The 16,227-nt window shown below is 35.4% G+C and carries 13 protein-coding genes and 6 pseudogenes; 6 read left to right on the forward strand and 13 right to left on the reverse strand.

Going from position 1 to position 16,227, the window contains the following annotated elements:
* Positions 1 to 82: 82 nt before the first annotated feature.
* Positions 83 to 620: pseudogene (gene rsmD / locus HUB95_RS01365) on the forward strand (16S rRNA (guanine(966)-N(2))-methyltransferase RsmD).
* Here rsmD and HUB95_RS01370 read toward each other — a convergent pair.
* From HUB95_RS01370 to HUB95_RS01380, 3 genes and pseudogenes are all read right to left on the reverse strand, one after another.
* A pseudogene (locus HUB95_RS01370) lies at positions 578 to 892 on the reverse strand (hypothetical protein); the annotation flags it as partial. The pseudogenes rsmD and HUB95_RS01370 overlap by 43 nt on opposite strands.
* Before the next feature lie 22 nt (positions 893 to 914).
* Entirely contained in the window at positions 915 to 1,505 is a 591-nt protein-coding gene (locus HUB95_RS01375) for a COQ9 family protein (RefSeq protein ID WP_010082414.1), read from the reverse strand.
* 6 nt (positions 1,506 to 1,511) lie between these two features.
* Positions 1,512 to 3,065 carry a Mur ligase family protein gene (locus tag HUB95_RS01380; protein WP_209452461.1) on the reverse strand — a complete coding sequence of 518 codons (1,554 nt, stop codon included), beginning with the start codon at positions 3,063 to 3,065 and terminating at the stop codon, positions 1,512 to 1,514.
* A 697-nt stretch (positions 3,066 to 3,762) separates the two neighbouring features.
* Here HUB95_RS01380 and HUB95_RS06570 point away from each other — a divergent pair.
* Positions 3,763 to 4,703 (forward strand): annotated as a pseudogene (locus HUB95_RS06570) (IS5 family transposase).
* Between the two features lie 55 nt (positions 4,704 to 4,758).
* Here HUB95_RS06570 and HUB95_RS01400 read toward each other — a convergent pair.
* Positions 4,759 to 4,989 carry a pseudouridine synthase family protein gene (locus HUB95_RS01400; RefSeq protein WP_244662774.1) on the reverse strand — a complete coding sequence of 77 codons (231 nt, stop codon included), beginning with the start codon at positions 4,987 to 4,989 and terminating at the stop codon, positions 4,759 to 4,761.
* Positions 4,990 to 5,055: 66 nt separating this feature from the next.
* Between HUB95_RS01400 and HUB95_RS01405 the strand changes: the two are divergent.
* Positions 5,056 to 6,431, forward strand: a pseudogene (locus tag HUB95_RS01405) (IS4 family transposase).
* A 7-nt stretch (positions 6,432 to 6,438) separates the two neighbouring features.
* Here the strand turns inward: HUB95_RS01405 and HUB95_RS01410 are convergent.
* From HUB95_RS01410 to HUB95_RS01425, 4 genes and pseudogenes are all read right to left on the reverse strand, one after another.
* Positions 6,439 to 7,025 (reverse strand): annotated as a pseudogene (locus tag HUB95_RS01410) (DUF6444 domain-containing protein); the annotation flags it as partial.
* A 205-nt stretch (positions 7,026 to 7,230) separates the two neighbouring features.
* The gene (gene pnp, locus HUB95_RS01415; protein ID WP_209452462.1) at positions 7,231 to 9,504 is read right to left on the reverse strand and encodes a polyribonucleotide nucleotidyltransferase; all 2,274 of its coding nucleotides are present in this window, start codon (positions 9,502 to 9,504) and stop codon (positions 7,231 to 7,233) included.
* A 14-nt stretch (positions 9,505 to 9,518) separates the two neighbouring features.
* Complete coding sequence (gene rpsO / locus HUB95_RS01420; RefSeq protein WP_209452463.1) at positions 9,519 to 9,791, reverse strand: 30S ribosomal protein S15; 273 nt, start codon at positions 9,789 to 9,791, stop codon at positions 9,519 to 9,521.
* A gap of 12 nt (positions 9,792 to 9,803) precedes the next feature.
* Positions 9,804 to 10,166 carry a hypothetical protein gene (locus HUB95_RS01425; protein WP_244662775.1) on the reverse strand — a complete coding sequence of 121 codons (363 nt, stop codon included), beginning with the start codon at positions 10,164 to 10,166 and terminating at the stop codon, positions 9,804 to 9,806.
* A gap of 143 nt (positions 10,167 to 10,309) precedes the next feature.
* Between HUB95_RS01425 and HUB95_RS01430 the strand changes: the two genes are divergently transcribed.
* The 3 genes from HUB95_RS01430 to HUB95_RS01440 are packed head-to-tail and all read left to right on the forward strand — an operon-like array spanning position 10,310 to position 12,075.
* Positions 10,310 to 10,657: a ferredoxin family 2Fe-2S iron-sulfur cluster binding protein gene (locus HUB95_RS01430; RefSeq protein ID WP_012673282.1), complete on the forward strand. Its 348-nt coding sequence runs from the start codon at positions 10,310 to 10,312 to the stop codon at positions 10,655 to 10,657.
* Positions 10,658 to 10,664: 7 nt separating this feature from the next.
* Entirely contained in the window at positions 10,665 to 11,705 is a 1,041-nt protein-coding gene (locus HUB95_RS01435) for a hypothetical protein (RefSeq protein ID WP_209452464.1), read from the forward strand.
* Complete coding sequence (locus HUB95_RS01440) at positions 11,689 to 12,075, forward strand: cytochrome c-type biogenesis protein (protein ID WP_209452465.1); 387 nt, start codon at positions 11,689 to 11,691, stop codon at positions 12,073 to 12,075. The genes HUB95_RS01435 and HUB95_RS01440 overlap by 17 nt, the downstream gene beginning before the upstream one ends.
* Before the next feature lie 230 nt (positions 12,076 to 12,305).
* Here the strand turns inward: HUB95_RS01440 and HUB95_RS01445 are convergent.
* From HUB95_RS01445 to HUB95_RS01465, 5 genes and pseudogenes are all read right to left on the reverse strand, one after another.
* A pseudogene (locus HUB95_RS01445) lies at positions 12,306 to 13,293 on the reverse strand (IS630 family transposase).
* A gap of 116 nt (positions 13,294 to 13,409) precedes the next feature.
* The gene (locus tag HUB95_RS01450; protein ID WP_244662776.1) at positions 13,410 to 14,066 is read right to left on the reverse strand and encodes a putative folate metabolism gamma-glutamate ligase; all 657 of its coding nucleotides are present in this window, start codon (positions 14,064 to 14,066) and stop codon (positions 13,410 to 13,412) included.
* Between the two features lie 81 nt (positions 14,067 to 14,147).
* Complete coding sequence (locus HUB95_RS01455; RefSeq protein WP_015589265.1) at positions 14,148 to 14,627, reverse strand: dihydrofolate reductase; 480 nt, start codon at positions 14,625 to 14,627, stop codon at positions 14,148 to 14,150.
* Positions 14,624 to 15,904: a dihydropteroate synthase gene (folP, locus tag HUB95_RS01460; protein WP_141457249.1), complete on the reverse strand. Its 1,281-nt coding sequence runs from the start codon at positions 15,902 to 15,904 to the stop codon at positions 14,624 to 14,626. Before folP ends, HUB95_RS01455 begins: the two co-directional genes overlap by 4 nt.
* Positions 15,901 to 16,185 (reverse strand): dihydroneopterin aldolase, encoded by a 285-nt coding sequence (locus tag HUB95_RS01465; RefSeq protein WP_242049594.1) that lies wholly within the window; start codon positions 16,183 to 16,185, stop codon positions 15,901 to 15,903. Before HUB95_RS01465 ends, folP begins: the two co-directional genes overlap by 4 nt.
* Between the last annotated feature and the right edge of the window lie 42 nt (positions 16,186 to 16,227).

Here is a 16,227-nt window from a genome sequence, read left to right on the forward strand (position 1 = left end):
GCTTCTCTCTATTAAACTGCTAAAGCCATATTGACATTAATCATATAGTATAAATAATTAATTATTTTGGAGCTTATTTAATATGCTACGCATCATTGCAGGCAAATATCGCGGAAGAAAAATAACTACAGGTAAGCATTTAGCTGCACGGCCAACTATGAGTATTGTCCGAGAAGCAATATTTAATATGCTTTCCTCAAGAAAACCTATTTATAACTTGAATGTACTTGATTTATTCTGTGGTAGTGGTTCTTTTTCATTTGAAGCGCTTTCTCGCGGCGCTAAACATGCATTTATGGTAGATTCAGATTATTACAATTTGCAATTGCCTAAAAAAACAGCAGAAGATTTTGGAATTACGGACAATGTTACGCTAATTTGCTGCAGTGCTAACTGCTTACCACAACCTATTTCAAAATGTGACATAGTTTTTATAGACCCACCTTACAATAGCAATCTAGTTGAATGGACTAGCTCACTCAGGCTGGTTAAGTGATGATGCATTGATAATTCTAGAGATTAGGAAAAACGAAGATTTTGAGTGCAATAAAAACTTCAGTATAATCTTGGAACGCACCTACGGTATAGCGAGAATAATTTTTCTTTCTCTATTAACTTGAACTTGCATATACTTTTCATTGATGAGTTCCAGTTCTATTTTCGTCAAGTTTCCGGAGAAATTACTTATTCTGTACTGCCCTAGATCAAAATTTTTATTAAATTCAGAGTCTATTAAATATTCATGTGCTTCTTCAATAAATTTATTTTCTTTTTCTTCGTAACTGGTGTATTTTGTTGTACCATTATTATCCTCACGATAAACTAAATGTTCTTTATGATCAGCATGAATATTTTTATTTTCACAAACCTTTTCAGGATCGTGCTCAAGTACTTTTCTACCAACAATCAATAGCTTATAAGAAATTTCCTATGATTCCTTTTAAGCGAGTTTTGAATTTTTGAAATGTCATGACATTGTTGATACGGTTATCAAGAAACGATAAAGTATCCACAAAATCTTCTGAATAATCATTGATAAAAAAAAGTATCGTACTTAAGTACACTCCAGCTAATATTGCTCTTTTTGTATAGTAGTTAAAATCTGTTGATTGGTCATGAATGCCATACCAAATCGCACTAATAGTTCTGTATAAAAGTTTACTAGAAAAATATGTATTTTTTGGTGATACGGAGAATGATAAAACATTTTTTAAAAGTTCTCTATAATTCGGTAGCTTAGCATAGTTTGAAAGGTGTATTTGAATAGCTAACTTTACTCGCTCTCGCACTTTCATATCTTCTAAATTAGAATTTCTTAATTCAGCTTCCATTGAGCTATTTAAGTCCTCTGCTATGTGCTCCAAAGCGCTATATATTCCATTCTGAAATTTGCAAAAGCTATTAGCTAGATTAAGGTCAGTGCACACCTTTAATAGGGTTTCATCGCTTATCCCTTCAAATGGAATAACCCTAATTAGCTTATCTATTATTAACTTTTGTTCCACGCAACATCATACTAAACAGCATGTGTGATTGTACCTGAGATTTTCAAACATTCTACAAAATGCTTCACCACGTTCCTCGAAATTTTTCCATTGATCAAAAGAAGCACACGCGGGAGAAAGTAATATTGTTACTTCTTCTGCGCTATTTAAGGCCTCTTCAAAAGCCAATCTGAATGCATCTTCTAGATTGCAACATTTAACATAATCTACTTTATTCTCCATAACATTTGCAAAAGCTTCGGTTGATTCTCCAATAAGAAAAGCTTTTCTAACCCTTGTAAAATGCTTGCTTAATGATTCTATTCCACCTTTTTTGCTTCTTCCACCAGCGATCCAATTTATGTTTTCATAAGATAAGATCGCCTTTTCGCTCGATTTTGCATTAGTTGCTTTGCTATCGTTCACGAAAAACACATTTCTTATTTTGCCAAGCAGTTCATTCCTATGCCTCAGTCCTGAAAAGGACTTGATTCCATTGATAATAGTGTTGCTATCTACTCCAAGTACCTTACATACGGCATATGTGGCTGCTATGTTTTCTGCGTTGGATATTAGGTTTATTTTCACGTCGCTTACTGATAAGCTATGATTCTCTAGTTTTAACGAGATCTTCTGGATCCCAGTGCCCCTTTTGTCATCCAAGTAGCTGACACTGGGATCCAGATAATTTCGATCTATACCAGTAATCTGTTCACTATAATCAAGCAAATTGTTACCTGCCAATGATATTAGATCTCTTGCACCACCCTCTGTCATCTGAGTAGTTGGCAATGGTTTTTCTTTTCTGGATTCCAGCGTCACGCGCTGGAATGACATTGTGGAATATGTTACTGAGATTGGAATTTTGTCTCCAGTGAATTTGTTGAATATATCAGCAGTAATCTCATTGTCACATCCTATTACGGCAACCTCACTACCGTTTATCAGTTTTAATTTAGTTGCTATGTAGTTCTCCATACTTCCATGCCTATCTATGTGATCTGGTGTAATATTGAGCAGTGCTGAAATGTCCACGTTAATTTCATTCATCAACTCCAATTGAAAAGAGGAGAGTTCGATTACATAAATTTCTGCATCTCTTTCTAGATCCAAAACAGGAACGCCTAAATTTCCACCAATAGCTACTTTTTTCCCTGCAGATTTTAATATGTGCCCTATTAGTGATGTAGTGGTTGATTTACCATTTGTTCCTGTGACGCCTATTACCTTCTGGTTCGTAGTTTTAGCTTCAAGAAATAGCTCAATGTCTGATTTTATTTTGCAATCAAATCTCCTTGCAAGTTTTACTATCCAATGTGGCTCTGTTGGCACTCCAGGGCTTAAAACCAATGCACTGATCTCATGCCAATTGTATTCCTTGGGATGAATAAAATTACATTTTTTATACATCATTTTTGTATTTGCTATTTGCTTTTCACGATCATCCCATGCATATATTCTTGCACCACTCTTTGTTAGAGCGTTAATGGCGGATAAACCAGTTTTACCAAGACCAAAAACCGCGACGTTTTGATTTTTGTATTTGTTTAGTTGCACTGCTAGATAACTTATGCGAACCATTTTATAAAGATATCGTACAAATTACAACAGACTTCTTTCGTAGGTTACAACTGTCATTCAATAGAAACAAAAAACTTCCTTGACAAACTCCGCCAGCCCCCTTATCATGAAACTGAAGCTATTTATTTATCTTCGCAATCTGTGCAGGTTAATGACAAAAAACTTAGGGTATTTGGCGTCTCATGTTTAATTTTTCGCACTACGTGCATCGCATGTCTTTAAAAATTTTTAGGTTTTTACCTATATAAGCCGAAACGCGCTTACAAAGCGTTTAAGACAGCAAAAAACGTCAAATTGACAAGGGAGAATTTGAATGCTAGCTACTACGGGGTTTCTTTCCCTTTTTTCCTGCTTAGTAAATTTCTTAAACACTTGCGGTGTAGGTTAGTTGCAAGTTAAAAGCAGCTAAATCGCTCTTAATCAAGTGTTTTAGAATAAAAAAAACGCCGATATTTTAGTACATGGTAAATAGCCAACCACCACGGGGTTTCTTTTGCCTTTTTTTTCATTTGGTAAATTTCTTAATGTTTATGGCTAAAGATTACACGAATGTTGCAATTACAAAAGCGTTTCTACTAGGAGGGTGTCATTCCAGTGCTTGACACTGGGATGGCTTTGTTGCATAGCAACTGAAAAAATCTGGTGGCTACTGACAAAATTCATTATAAAATAGCCATTTAACCTTGAAAGAAAAAATATGCCACAAAAAATGAGGGTCAGTAACCATAGCGAATATAACAAATTTCTAGAAAAAAGAGGAAATATTTTTCATTATATCAACGAAGCCATAGAAAAGTGGTACGAGAATGGTCCAAAAATACCAGGTGGCAACAATATTTATAGCGATAAAGTTGTAATTTTGGTGCACATAATAACTTGTTTATTTAGAATAGGCCTGAGGCAAACAGTTGGGTTTATAGCAGGATACCTTGAGCAAATTGGGAAAAATTTGCAAGTTATCAGCTATTCACAATCATCAAGAAGGTTTAAGAAACTCAATATTAAGATCAATGATTGCAGAAAATAATATGGAAGATATCGAAATTGCTATAGACAGTACAGGAATTAGTATATACAACAACACTCCTGGTCATAGCAAAGAAAATAGCGAAGATAGAAAGTATCGCAGCTATGAACAGACAAGAAAATTGCATGTAATGTTGAATACAAACAGCAAAAAAGCCATAGCTGTAAAATACAGTAACGGCTGATCACTATGGAGCTTGTGATTTGCTAAAAGAAGTCGATTTTCAGTATGTCATAAAAGTACTATATGCAGATAGGGCATATGACAGAGAAAAGCTCTATAAGCTGTGTAATCAATATGGTATAAAAACGAAAATTCCTCCGAAAAACAACGCAGCAGAGCATCCAAAGTTAGACTATATGGCTGAGAGAAATTCTGCAGTCAAGCTCATAAAGTCATATGATGAAGATGGTATAAAGAAGTGGAAAAAAGAGATGAGTTATGGAAAAAGATCTTATATAGAAGGTTTTTTCTCGCGACTGAAACAAACATTCGGGTTTAGTTTTAGGAATAAATCTGAGACAAATAGAGAGAAGGAACTACTTGTTAAATGCTATTTGCTCAATAAGTTCACTGATATTGGTATGGCTAAATTTGAGATAGCTTCATAAATTTATTGTGCGTTACCTACTATCCGAAGAGCGATGCAACAAAGCCAAACCAGTGTCACGCACTGGGATGACATCGGAGAGTAAGTTGTTGTGTTTTTTTAGTAAGTTGCTCAATTGTCACTGATTCATTTTCTCTAAAGTCACCTACCATAGTTCTTCTTAATTTTGTAATGTGTCCAAAACAATTTAATGCAATTCCAAGATCACGAGCAATTGATCTTACATATACATCACTACCGCATATCATAGAAAAATTTGCACTATTATTTATCTTACTATTACCCACAAATATAAATGTACTTATAAATAAAGTATTACAATATTAAAGTTTGCAAATATTGAGGGTATAAAAATGGCAAACGAGAGTAATGAATGGGCTAAAAATGAATTTGGAGATGCTGTACTTGGAGATAAAAGATTAACTGACCGATTAGTAAAGATTGCTGATAGTTTGATAAGTTTACCTGAAAGCTCAATTAATGAGGCATGCGGAAGTTGGTCAGAAGCAAAAGCAGCATAACGTTTTTTTCAAAATGAGAACGTAAAAGAAGTCGATATTCTAGCTTCACACATTGATAAAACAGTTGAAAGAACAAAAGCTCATAAAAGAATTCTTGTGATTCAAGATACAACTTATATTTCATACTCAAGCCATAAGCGGATTGGGAACTATTGCTGGAAAAGGAGCAGTAATGCATACAGCCCTTGCTGTTAGTACGGAAGCTGGGAATACTGGATCAAAAGATTTACTCGAGGCAACTCATTTCTGAAGAAGAAAAAAGACTAAAGAGCCATCGTAACAACGTTCATATTGAGGATAAAGAAAGTATGAAATGGCTAGAAAGTTTAAAGAAAACAAATAATATTATAGATCTGGCCCAAACCGAAGCTATAACTGTATGTGACAGAGAAGCAGATATGCATGATTTTTTTGAACTTGCACATAATCTTAACTCAGCAATTTTAGTAAGAGCTCGCCACAACAGAAATGTAAATAAAAAATTCATGCATACCAGGAACAAGCAAAAATTATGGTCATTTATCCAAGGCCTCCCTTACGCTGGAAAAGTAGAAGTTGAAATCCCTGCTAGAGATAACAAGCAAAAAAGGACAGCGTTTTTAGAAATTAGATTCGGAAAATTTATCACATGAAGGCCATATAAAATGTAAAGAAGGTCACATAAAATATAAACCGACAGAGTCTACAACTTCACGCAATTCATGTTGTTGAAAAAACTCTCCTCCCGAAGCAAGTCCTCTAGAGTGGATGCTTTTTTCCGGTCAGTACTTTTGAAGAAGCTGTTGAAAAAGTTAGTTGGTATTGTTTGAGATGGAAAATAGAGATATTGCATAAGATTTTAAAATCTGGTCTCAAAGTTGAGGAATGTAGACTTGGAACAGCAGAAAGATTAATGAGGTATTTAACAGTCATGAGCATTATTGCTTGGAGAATTTTCTTTATTACATCAATTGCAAGAACTAACCCAACATTACCATGTACTGCCTTATTAGCTGAGGAAGAATGGAAAGTTTTATATGTTAAAATACACAGGAAACCATGTCCAAATATAGCCCCTACAAAAGAAGCCGTTTCGTGAACTTGGAGGTCATTTAGCAAGAAAAAGCGACCCAAAACCAGGACCAATTACTCTTTGGAAAGGGTGGAGACGTTTCTTTGATCTAGAAGAAGGATGGCGACTTGCTCACGAACCTCATATTTGTGGGTAATAGTAAGATTTGATATGCTGCCAACACTTATGTTCAAATTAAAAATGTCATTTATGATACTAGCCACTTCATGCTTTGAGTTTTTGTAAAATCCGCTAAGTGCTGCAATTATAGACTTAACCCTTGGACCAAATGTATCTGGCGTAACACCTTCTGGTAACTTGCTACTTTTTCTTTTTCTGCATCTCCAACAACGACCATGTTCCAATTACTACATAAGGCCTAATTTCCGGAAGATCAACTTTTTGGTGAACATAAGGTTTTTCGCATATTACAAGCTCTCCTCCGCATTCGCAAATATTAGGCAACTCTATTTTTACTACTTTATCCGCTTCCATTGTGGCATGAAAATTTCCTTTATACCCAACCTGATCGCCAACATTCCTTTCGCTTTTTGGCTTGTCCTTTTTTGTTTTGTACAATTCTTTAGAGCTCGGTAGAGATGAATTTTTCGAGTTTAAAACCAAGCCTTTCCTTTAATTCAGCGTTCTCTATCTTTAAAGCTTTATTTTCTGCTTTTAAGTTTTCTATCTCTGCTTCCAGTTTTTCTATTTTTTGCTGTAAATTTTTGCAAAGTTCTAAAAGGTTTACCACATTACCTCACTTTTGCTTTATGATTATCTTTTTAGATCACTTTGTCTACCTTATTCTACCACTCCGCTGAACGGATACCTTGGGTTAGCTATAGCTAACACCACAATTGTACTAACATTGTGATTTGAGAACAACCTTCACCAGAAAGGGTGTCATTCCAGTATTAAGCACTGGAATGACGAGAGGTAACGCAAGAAGTTTACTCTTAATAAAAACCTGATGATGAATCATTATTACCAAATTTCGGCCTATTTCTGTTGCTGAAACCAGAACGAGGACGAGGAGGCCTCTTATGGTGACTTCCTCCAGGTTTTCTACTAAATGAATTATTGTAATAATTATCCCTGTCATTTGGACCATCTTTCCTTTCCTCGTTGTAAAGCTCACCTTCAAAAAACTCTCCCGTCTCTTGATCAACCCGACGTCTTGACAACTTTGGACACCCACCTTTTTCGAAGTCAATTACTAGTGCTTTGAAAGTATCATCTTGTTTAAGTACGCTCTCTATAGAATCTATATGTTCATTAGCTACTTCACTTATGTGCATTTTTCCTTTTCTGCCATTAAGAAATTCAAGCTCTACAATAGACTTCTCTATTCTTACAACCTTGACATCAACTATAGAACCTTGTTCTAGTTCTGTTATTGAATCAATCATCATACTCTTTGCAATTTCAGCTTCAGTGCCACTCGTAGCAAAAACAGAAACTTTACCATCATCTCCTATTTCAATTTTTGCATTACTTCTTTCACACACACTGCGTATATTTTTCCCCTTAGAACCTATAGCAGCAGAAATTTTGTCTTTATCTATGTAAAATGATAACATCCTTGGTGCATGGTCTTTGACATCATCACTGTGTTCTGAAATCACTGCATTCATTTTTTCTAAAATAAGTAATCTTCCAGCTTTTGCCTGTTCTAAAGATTTTTCAACAATTTCAAAGCTTATACCAGAAATTTTCATGTCCATTTGTAGCGCCGTAACCCCTTCACTAGTTCCTGCTACTTTAAAGTCCATATCACCAAGATAATCTTCATCACCAAGTATATCGGAAAGTATTACATACTCGTCTTTACCTTTGATGAGACCCATAGCAATTCCAGCAACAGGGGCCTTTATTGGCACACCCGTATCCATTAAAGCAAGAGAAGTCCCACAAACTGTTGCCATAGAAGAAGAACCATCAGACTCCAAAATTTCGGACACTACTCTTATTGTATAAGGAAATTCAGACTTATCGGGTAAAACAGGATGAATTGCTTTCCAAGCAAGTTTGCCATGACCGATTTCTCTTCTTCCTGGTGCACGCGCAGCAGAAGTTTCTCCAACAGCAAATGAGGGAAAGTTATAATGCAACATGAAATGCTCACGTCTATCCCCTTCAATATCATCCACAATTTGCTCATCTTGAGTGGTGCCAAGAGCAGTAACAACCAGTGCCTGAGTATTGCCTCTTGTAAATAGTGCAGAACCGTGAGTTTTGGACAGAATATCAACTTCAACTTCTATCTGACGTATCTCATCATGCTTACGACCGTCTATCCTTACACTTTTCTTCCTAATTATTTCACGTACTAAAGATCTTTCAAAATTTTTTACTGCATACGTAATTAACTTTTCGTCTTTTCCAGTTTCTTTAAGAGTATTCAATATATTCTCTCTGATCGCTTCTAGAGCTTGAACTCGCTCTTGTTTTACTGTTTGCGAATATGCTTTTTCAAAATCTTTACCGTATTTTTCGAGCTCTTGTGTTATATCTGATGCATCAATAGGGGCAAAGCTCTCAGGTTTATTGCCAATTGTATCAGCAAACTCTTTTGTGAGCTTAATGACAGGCTTAAGGTGTTCATGGCCAAATTTTATTGCATTAAAAACATTTTCTTCAGAGAGCTCTTTCACTTCTGATTCAACCATTAAAATTGAATTTTCATCACCAGACAAAAACAGATCCAAGCTGCTTGCTTTCATCTCTTGAACAGAAGGGTTGAGTATATAGTTATTATTTTCATCACAACCAACCATCACTCCAGCTATAGTAAAGTGAAAGGGAACACCAGAAATTGCAAGAGCTGCAACAGCACCAATCAATGCTGGCACTTCAGGAGGATTGACTGTATCATAAGTTAATAGATTGCACACCACACTAATTTCATCATGAAATCCTTCTGGGAATAGTGGTCTTATACTTCTATCTATTACTCTTGAGATTAAAGTTTCTCTATCAGATGGCTTGCCTTCTCTTTTAAAAAACCCGCCAGGGATCTTACCCATGGCATAGCTTTTTGCGATAAACTGCACATTTAAAGGTAGGAAATCAACGCTTTCTTCCTTCTTTTTACGTACAACAGTTACTAAAACAGAAGTATCACCGTAATTTACAACTACTGAACCATGAGCTTGGCGTGCTATTTTTCCTGTTTCTAAAGATAAGGCACGACCACCCCACTCTATAGATTTTTTTATAATTTTAAACATATTAAATTCCTCGATTATTTTCTAATGCCTAACTTCTCTATTAATTCCTGATAGGCTTCATTACCAAATTTACGCTTTATATAATTTAAGTGCTTGCGTCTTCTACCTATCAATATAAGTAAACCACGCTTAGAGTGACGGTCATGCTTGTGCACTTTAAAATGCTCAGTTAAGTTACTGATCCTCTCGGTCAAAATTGCACATTGTACAAAAGATGAGCCTGTATCATCTTCTTTAATTGCATATATATTTATCAAACTCTTTTTCTTTTCGGATGTTATCGACATCTAAACCTCATTTTAAATATTAAAAACACGAATAGGTTTCACACAACCATAAATAAAACTGCAGATTGCAATAGGTACACTACCCACCACCGTACAACAAATATCATGATTCTTTAAATTACGCAAGTTATTTAATACAACTTCCTGACCTTTTCTGATTTTCCCCGCATCTTCTAGGGAAATTTCAACTTTGAACATCGATTTTAAAGCCGATTCAATGGGGATGACGAAACTTTTTGTATTACTCCCTGTCACTCCATCATCTTCTGTCATCCCACCCCCTCTGTCATCCAAGTAGCTGACACTGGGATGACGAGAAAGGAGCACTGGAATGACATCATAGGGGCGCTGGGATGACACCATGACAATCGTCATCCCGCTGCTTGTTAGCGGGATCTATGCTAAAGGAGATACTTGGATAACAAGAAATATAGGTACTGGAATTGTAAAGAGTTTGCAAATATTAGTTATTACCTGTAGGATATAAAGAAATTAGTAAGGATTTTAATAGGAATAATATGCCATCTGTTACTTTTATTTTACCTGATGGGAGTAAGAAAAGCTATGAAGCTGCAGAGGGAGAAACTCTGCTCAATTTAGCCCACAGAAGTGATCCAGATCTGCTTGAAGGTGCATGTGAAGGTTCTCTTGCTTGCTCTACATGCCATGTAATTGTTGATCCAAAGTTTTATAATGCTGTAGAAATACATAACCCTATATCTGATGAGGAAAATGATATGTTAGACCTAGCTTTCGGCTTAACAGAGACGTCGAGGCTTGGATGCCAAATAAAAATCACAAAAGATATCGACGGCTTGTGTGTAACCATACCAAGGGGTACAAGAAACATATCATTAGATAAATAGGGGAATCATGCGTAAGATTTTTATCTATATTATCATCTCTTTACTTTTGTTTATTCCTGTAGCGTATAGTGGTTTTTGGTATTTTTCTGCATGTAAGGTAAAAAATCTTTTAGCTGAAACAATACTATACATTAACGACGAAAAATTTGATATTTCACATGATTTTAGTGGATTTCCTTCTAACCTAATTTTCCGTGTGACAAACCCAAAATTTTCCAATGAGCAATTAACCATCTCATCTGATGCTTTATTGATAAAAAATAAATTGTTTGATAAATCAGTATATATCTACATACCAAGCAATGAAGTCAACATTGCTGTTCACGATGATGAGAAAAAGAATATAAAATGCCACACAAACGATAGCAGCCACTTTGTTGTTAGACTAAACGATTTACCATCTTCATTGCGATTCAACAAAAATAGTACCGTGATAGACTATATAGATACACTTCGTTACGAAGATTATGGATTAAAATGTGATGTTTTAGAAAATCAGCAAAGTGTTATAACTGAAGTGAATGATAAAAGCAATTACATTCAATTTCACCTCGATAAAGAACCAAGTGGAAATACTAAACTAGGATTTGATTTTTATACTTATCGGTATAAAAATACTGCAAATCCTGAAAGTTACCTTAGTATCGACACTAAATTTGATTACGAATTTGTAAACCACATCTCAGCTTCCAGAATTAATTTCAACATAGAGAAATTTTTAATTCAAAGTAATAATTTTTCTCTTGCTGCAGATGGTGGAGTGCGAAATTATAATTTGGTTACGTCTTCATTTAAAGACAAAATCAACGTGGCTATATCAAATTATAAAGAATTAATCTCGTTTATGATTGGTGACTCAAAAACTTCAGATGCGTTTGAAAAATTAATGTCTTCCTTATCAGAAAAAACAACTGATGATGGCATTCAATTTTCAATAAAGTACGATGATGATGTAGGGTCAAGCTTTATTGGAAAGTTATCCACCACTGATTTTATGAACCAGCTTAGTAAAATAACCCAATTAACCAAGGATGAGAGCAGTAGTTAGTTTACTTTTCATATTGATATTCCACTCAGGCGTAAACGCTTTTACTCTGGATAATAAACTCAGAGATAAAAGCATGGAAAAACGAGCAACCAGTTTATTTGAAATAACAAGGTGTCCAATATGTTCTGGCGAATCATTGTCTGAATCTGGATCTCAGATCGCGTATGATATGCGAGAAGCAATTCGTAAAAAAATCAATGATGGATACACAGATGAAGAGATAATCTCAGAGTTAAAAAATTCTTACGGCAATTCAATTATAATCGTACCGCCTATAAAATCTAGCACTTACATTTTGTGGTTTATTCCACTTACAACTCTGCTTATTGGGTGTTTTTTAATACAAAGATACATCAATACAACCACTTAAACCTTTTATATATAGCTAAAGTGACTTAGGTTCTCTAATTGCACATAAGTCAACAATAATTTTCACACAAATCAAAACAGCATATCTTCTCCATAATCCTTGGTAATTTTACATAAGTTAAAAGTAGCATATGGTTCTCTCCGCGGTCTGAGATGACAATAAATTTGTCAAGCCGCATTATACTTGTTAGGCGGAAGTGGACGGCAACATGTTTATACCAATTCTCATTACTAGTGAATCAAATAAGCGGCATTGCAGAGTTTTTTAATTGTGGAGTGAGAAAGAGAGGTAATAAATTTGCACAAAGCGCTCTCAAGCAAAGCAATTGTGTCGTAGATTTTGTTACGCAAAATGTTCTGTTTTATATATAACCAAAACCTCTCAACAGGATTGAGGTCAGGTGAGTATGGTGGTAGGTATATAATGTCGATATTTTTAGGTACTTTTAAATTTTTTGACTTATGCCAACTAGCACAATCCATGATAAGAAATGCCTCCCTTGTTCCTAAATATTGTGACATCTGCTCAAGGAATATATTCATACAATCAGTATTGACGTTTGAGCTAGAACTTTCTCCATTTCTGGGATTAACTGCACTATAGAGATAAAAATTTTGCCTACCTAGTTTTACCTTAACCTGTGTCCTAATGCCTTTTTTAAACCACCCGTGTCCAATCTTTGAATGTGTCCCAAACCGCGATTCATCGAAGAAAAATAGCTCTTTTTCAGGATACATGACAATAGTTTCATTAAGATTTTTTTTAAATTCCTCTTGTTTACTTTTATCTTGTCCGTTATGCACTGGTCTTGGTGTGATATATGAGAATTTCATTCTTTGCATATTACGGTGTACTGTAGATTTGCTGATATTCAAACCAAACTTTTCTTGAATTCTTATTTTCATTTCTTTTATAGTAATATTGGGGTTTTCCTCTATCCACACCTCAACTTGTTCACGTTGACTTTGATTCAATATAGTTTTTCTACGGCGTTGAGGCGGAGCAAATAATTTTTCTTCTCTGCCAAATTTTAGGTCATGCAGTAAGTGCCTTTCTTGAAATGCAGCATATCTTTGCTACGGCTGTTATACTGTGCTTTTTTGCTGCAATTACAGCATTTAGTTTTTTTGCAACATATGCGTTATTTCTTACTTTCTTCAGCATTTCTTTTGCTGATTCCACCACTTTTTCATCCAATAATTTTGATCTTAATGCCATTTAAACCTCGCTACTTTACTTACTTCAGTATGGCTTTTTTTCTATTATTGTCTATCCGTTACTTGTGTAGCGGGAATTGGTATAAGAAGTCTAATAGCAAATTTTTAAGTTCCTCTTTAACTCTTTAACCAGCGGGCTCGCATGAGGAGAGAAGAGTAAAGGTCCTCTTCCATAGATATCTTCACACTTTTTTCTTCTTCTGTAGTTGGCAGACGAGTAAGAAAGTGAATCTTTGGTGCGCCACTAATTATTGCCATTGGTGTTTGCTCCGCCCCTTCTCCCATAACTAAAACAGCAGACGTTGCCAGCGCATCAAGAAGATTGACTTGTGTTACTTGCAGTGGTTGATCATAAAGATCTGGCTTGCCTATATAGGAATAAAATGGTTCAAATCCACACCAACCAAGAGCAACGCCCGTAACCCCAAGGCGCATAGGTGTTATGTTACTATCTGTAATCAAAATACCAAGATGTTTTATGCAGTGTTTTGTCTTGAGATAGTTCCATATTGATAGAGCTGTTTTCTGAACATCCTTTGGGTATAAAATATACATTTCATTACCATTTGATTCATCAATACCAGCAGATGGAATTAAGATATTGTCTTTGATTGTTAAATAGATGCCGTAAGAATTATGGTCTACATCAACAATTGCATCAGCTTCTCTTTTGATTAGCTCTTCTTTAGAACAAGCAGTTTTGCAAACCACTTGTTTTTGACAAATAGAAATGATTTTTGATGTGATAGCAAGAACAACTTCCTTTCCTAGCAACTCTGAACATAGCGATCAAGAACCTGCTCTAATACTTCCCCACATTCAATGCGGTGGGTATAAATTGCTTTAACATGCATATTAACGTATTAGCCTACATATAGTATAATCTTTCGTTTTGGTGAGAATAGTTTTATGCCATCCATCAAGAAGTGTTAAGTTGAAATATACATCACCTTTATAGGGTTTGTGAATTTCTGTTATGATAAATTCTGAGATTAGATCATACTCCAAAAAAAGATGCGCTATTTGTGCTCCACCAATCATGAAGACTTTAGAATTACTTTGGATTGACAAAAACTCTTGCATAGAAGAAATAATAGTGCATTTTACTCCTCTGTTAAAACAAGAATTTAATTTGTCACGAGAAAAAACAACAGGGATACGATCCTTTAATATGTTTTGAGACATAGTTTCAAATGTTTTTCTTCCCATAACAATAACTTGTTTGTCAGTCACCTGACGAAAATGATCTAACTCACTTGGATAATGCCAGGGCAATCCATTATTTATTCCAATTACCCCCTTGGGATCAACAGCCATAATTCCGATAACTATCATCCCTGTAAAGCAGCTTGAGCTACAAAGAATCGCATGTGATCACGCACATTATGCACTCGAAGGAAATCAACCTTGTTGTGCAATGCAGATGATAAAGCAATTGTTTCTAAATCTCGGTTAAAGACAGGTTCTGTAGAAAAAGAAGAAATAAATGACTTTCTAGAATGGCCAACCAGAACTTTGCAGCCAAAACTTTGCAATGCTTCTATATTGCATAAAAGCCAGATATTCTGATATAGAGATTTTCCAAAACCAATACCAGGATCAATAATTATCGAGCTTTGATCAAAACCTAGGGTAAGTAACCTGCTAATGCTCTTCTCTGCCCAATTATTTATGATATCAATTGGGTCAGTGTCGTCTGGAATAATGTTGTCTCTATGTGGTGGTATTGAAAGTGAATGCATAATAACGATGCTGCAACCATTACTAGCAACTGCTTTTAAGGTATTATCATCTAGATCTCCCTTCTGATTGTTTATCCAGGCAATGTTGTAGTGTTCCAAAACATTTAAAATAACGTCTGGCCAGAAACTATCAATGCTGACTTTAATATCACCAACTTTCATATACTGATTGAGATTATCAAGCACTGGTTTTAAGCGTGCATATTCTGCTTTTGGAGTTTGTATTGAGGAGCCAGGTCTTGTTGATTGAGCACCAAGATCAACTATACTTGCACCGTCTGATACCAGTTGCAGTGCTTGCTTGGTTGCTTGATCTGCATCATAATAAAGACCACCATCTGAAAATGAATCAGGAGTAATATTAACAATACCTACAAGCTCTGGTGAAAGCGTAAAACTCCTTAAAAAGCAATCCTTAATGTTAGGGTTAATAGTACCAAACGTTTTGTTAACTACTGCCATGGGACTCAGCATTGCCATCAAGTGAAGCAAAAATGGTCTGTTTATCAATTCTGGGTGAGGAATCTTAAGGTAGGATGTATCAAGTGTCAGGTTATCCCATAACAAAATATCCAAATCAATAACGCGAGGTGCCCATTTTTCATAGACCTGCGGGCGGCCAATGTCACACTCAATTTGTTTAAGGCCCTTTAACAGCTCTTCAGGAGAAGAAGAACAACTTCCATACACAACCATATTTAGAAATGGCCTGTCCCACCCAGGTGGAGCATCATTTGGTAAAATAGCCTTAGTTTCCAGAATAATTGAAGATTTTAAATTTTTAAAATAGCGTTCCTGCAGTAACTGAGCAGCCTTTTGTAAATGGGAAAAGCGATTCCCCATATTTGAGCCAATAGAAATGTAAATCATTCTTGCAACGCATTACGATAAGTAAAGAAAACACCTCCATGCACACTGGGGACAGGTGGTGCAACTTTGTGAATAGTTACGCCTATAGAAGAAATAATAAGCTTTTTTTGCATCACAAGGTTATTAATGGTCCTGTATATATCATGAGTTAAATGCTCGATTAAGTTGAATTGCTTGCTTTGAACGAGAGATTGAATACTCTGAACTACCTCCAAGTAGCATATAGTATCCTCAAGCCGGTCAGTTGTAAGTCCTAAAGGGGGATTTAAAGGTAAAATCAATATTAACACTAACTAATTGAGAATGATACTTCTCTTCTGCAC

The sequence above is a fragment of the Wolbachia endosymbiont of Ceratosolen solmsi genome (assembly GCF_017869155.1).
Classification (GTDB): domain Bacteria; phylum Pseudomonadota; class Alphaproteobacteria; order Rickettsiales; family Anaplasmataceae; genus Wolbachia; species Wolbachia pipientis.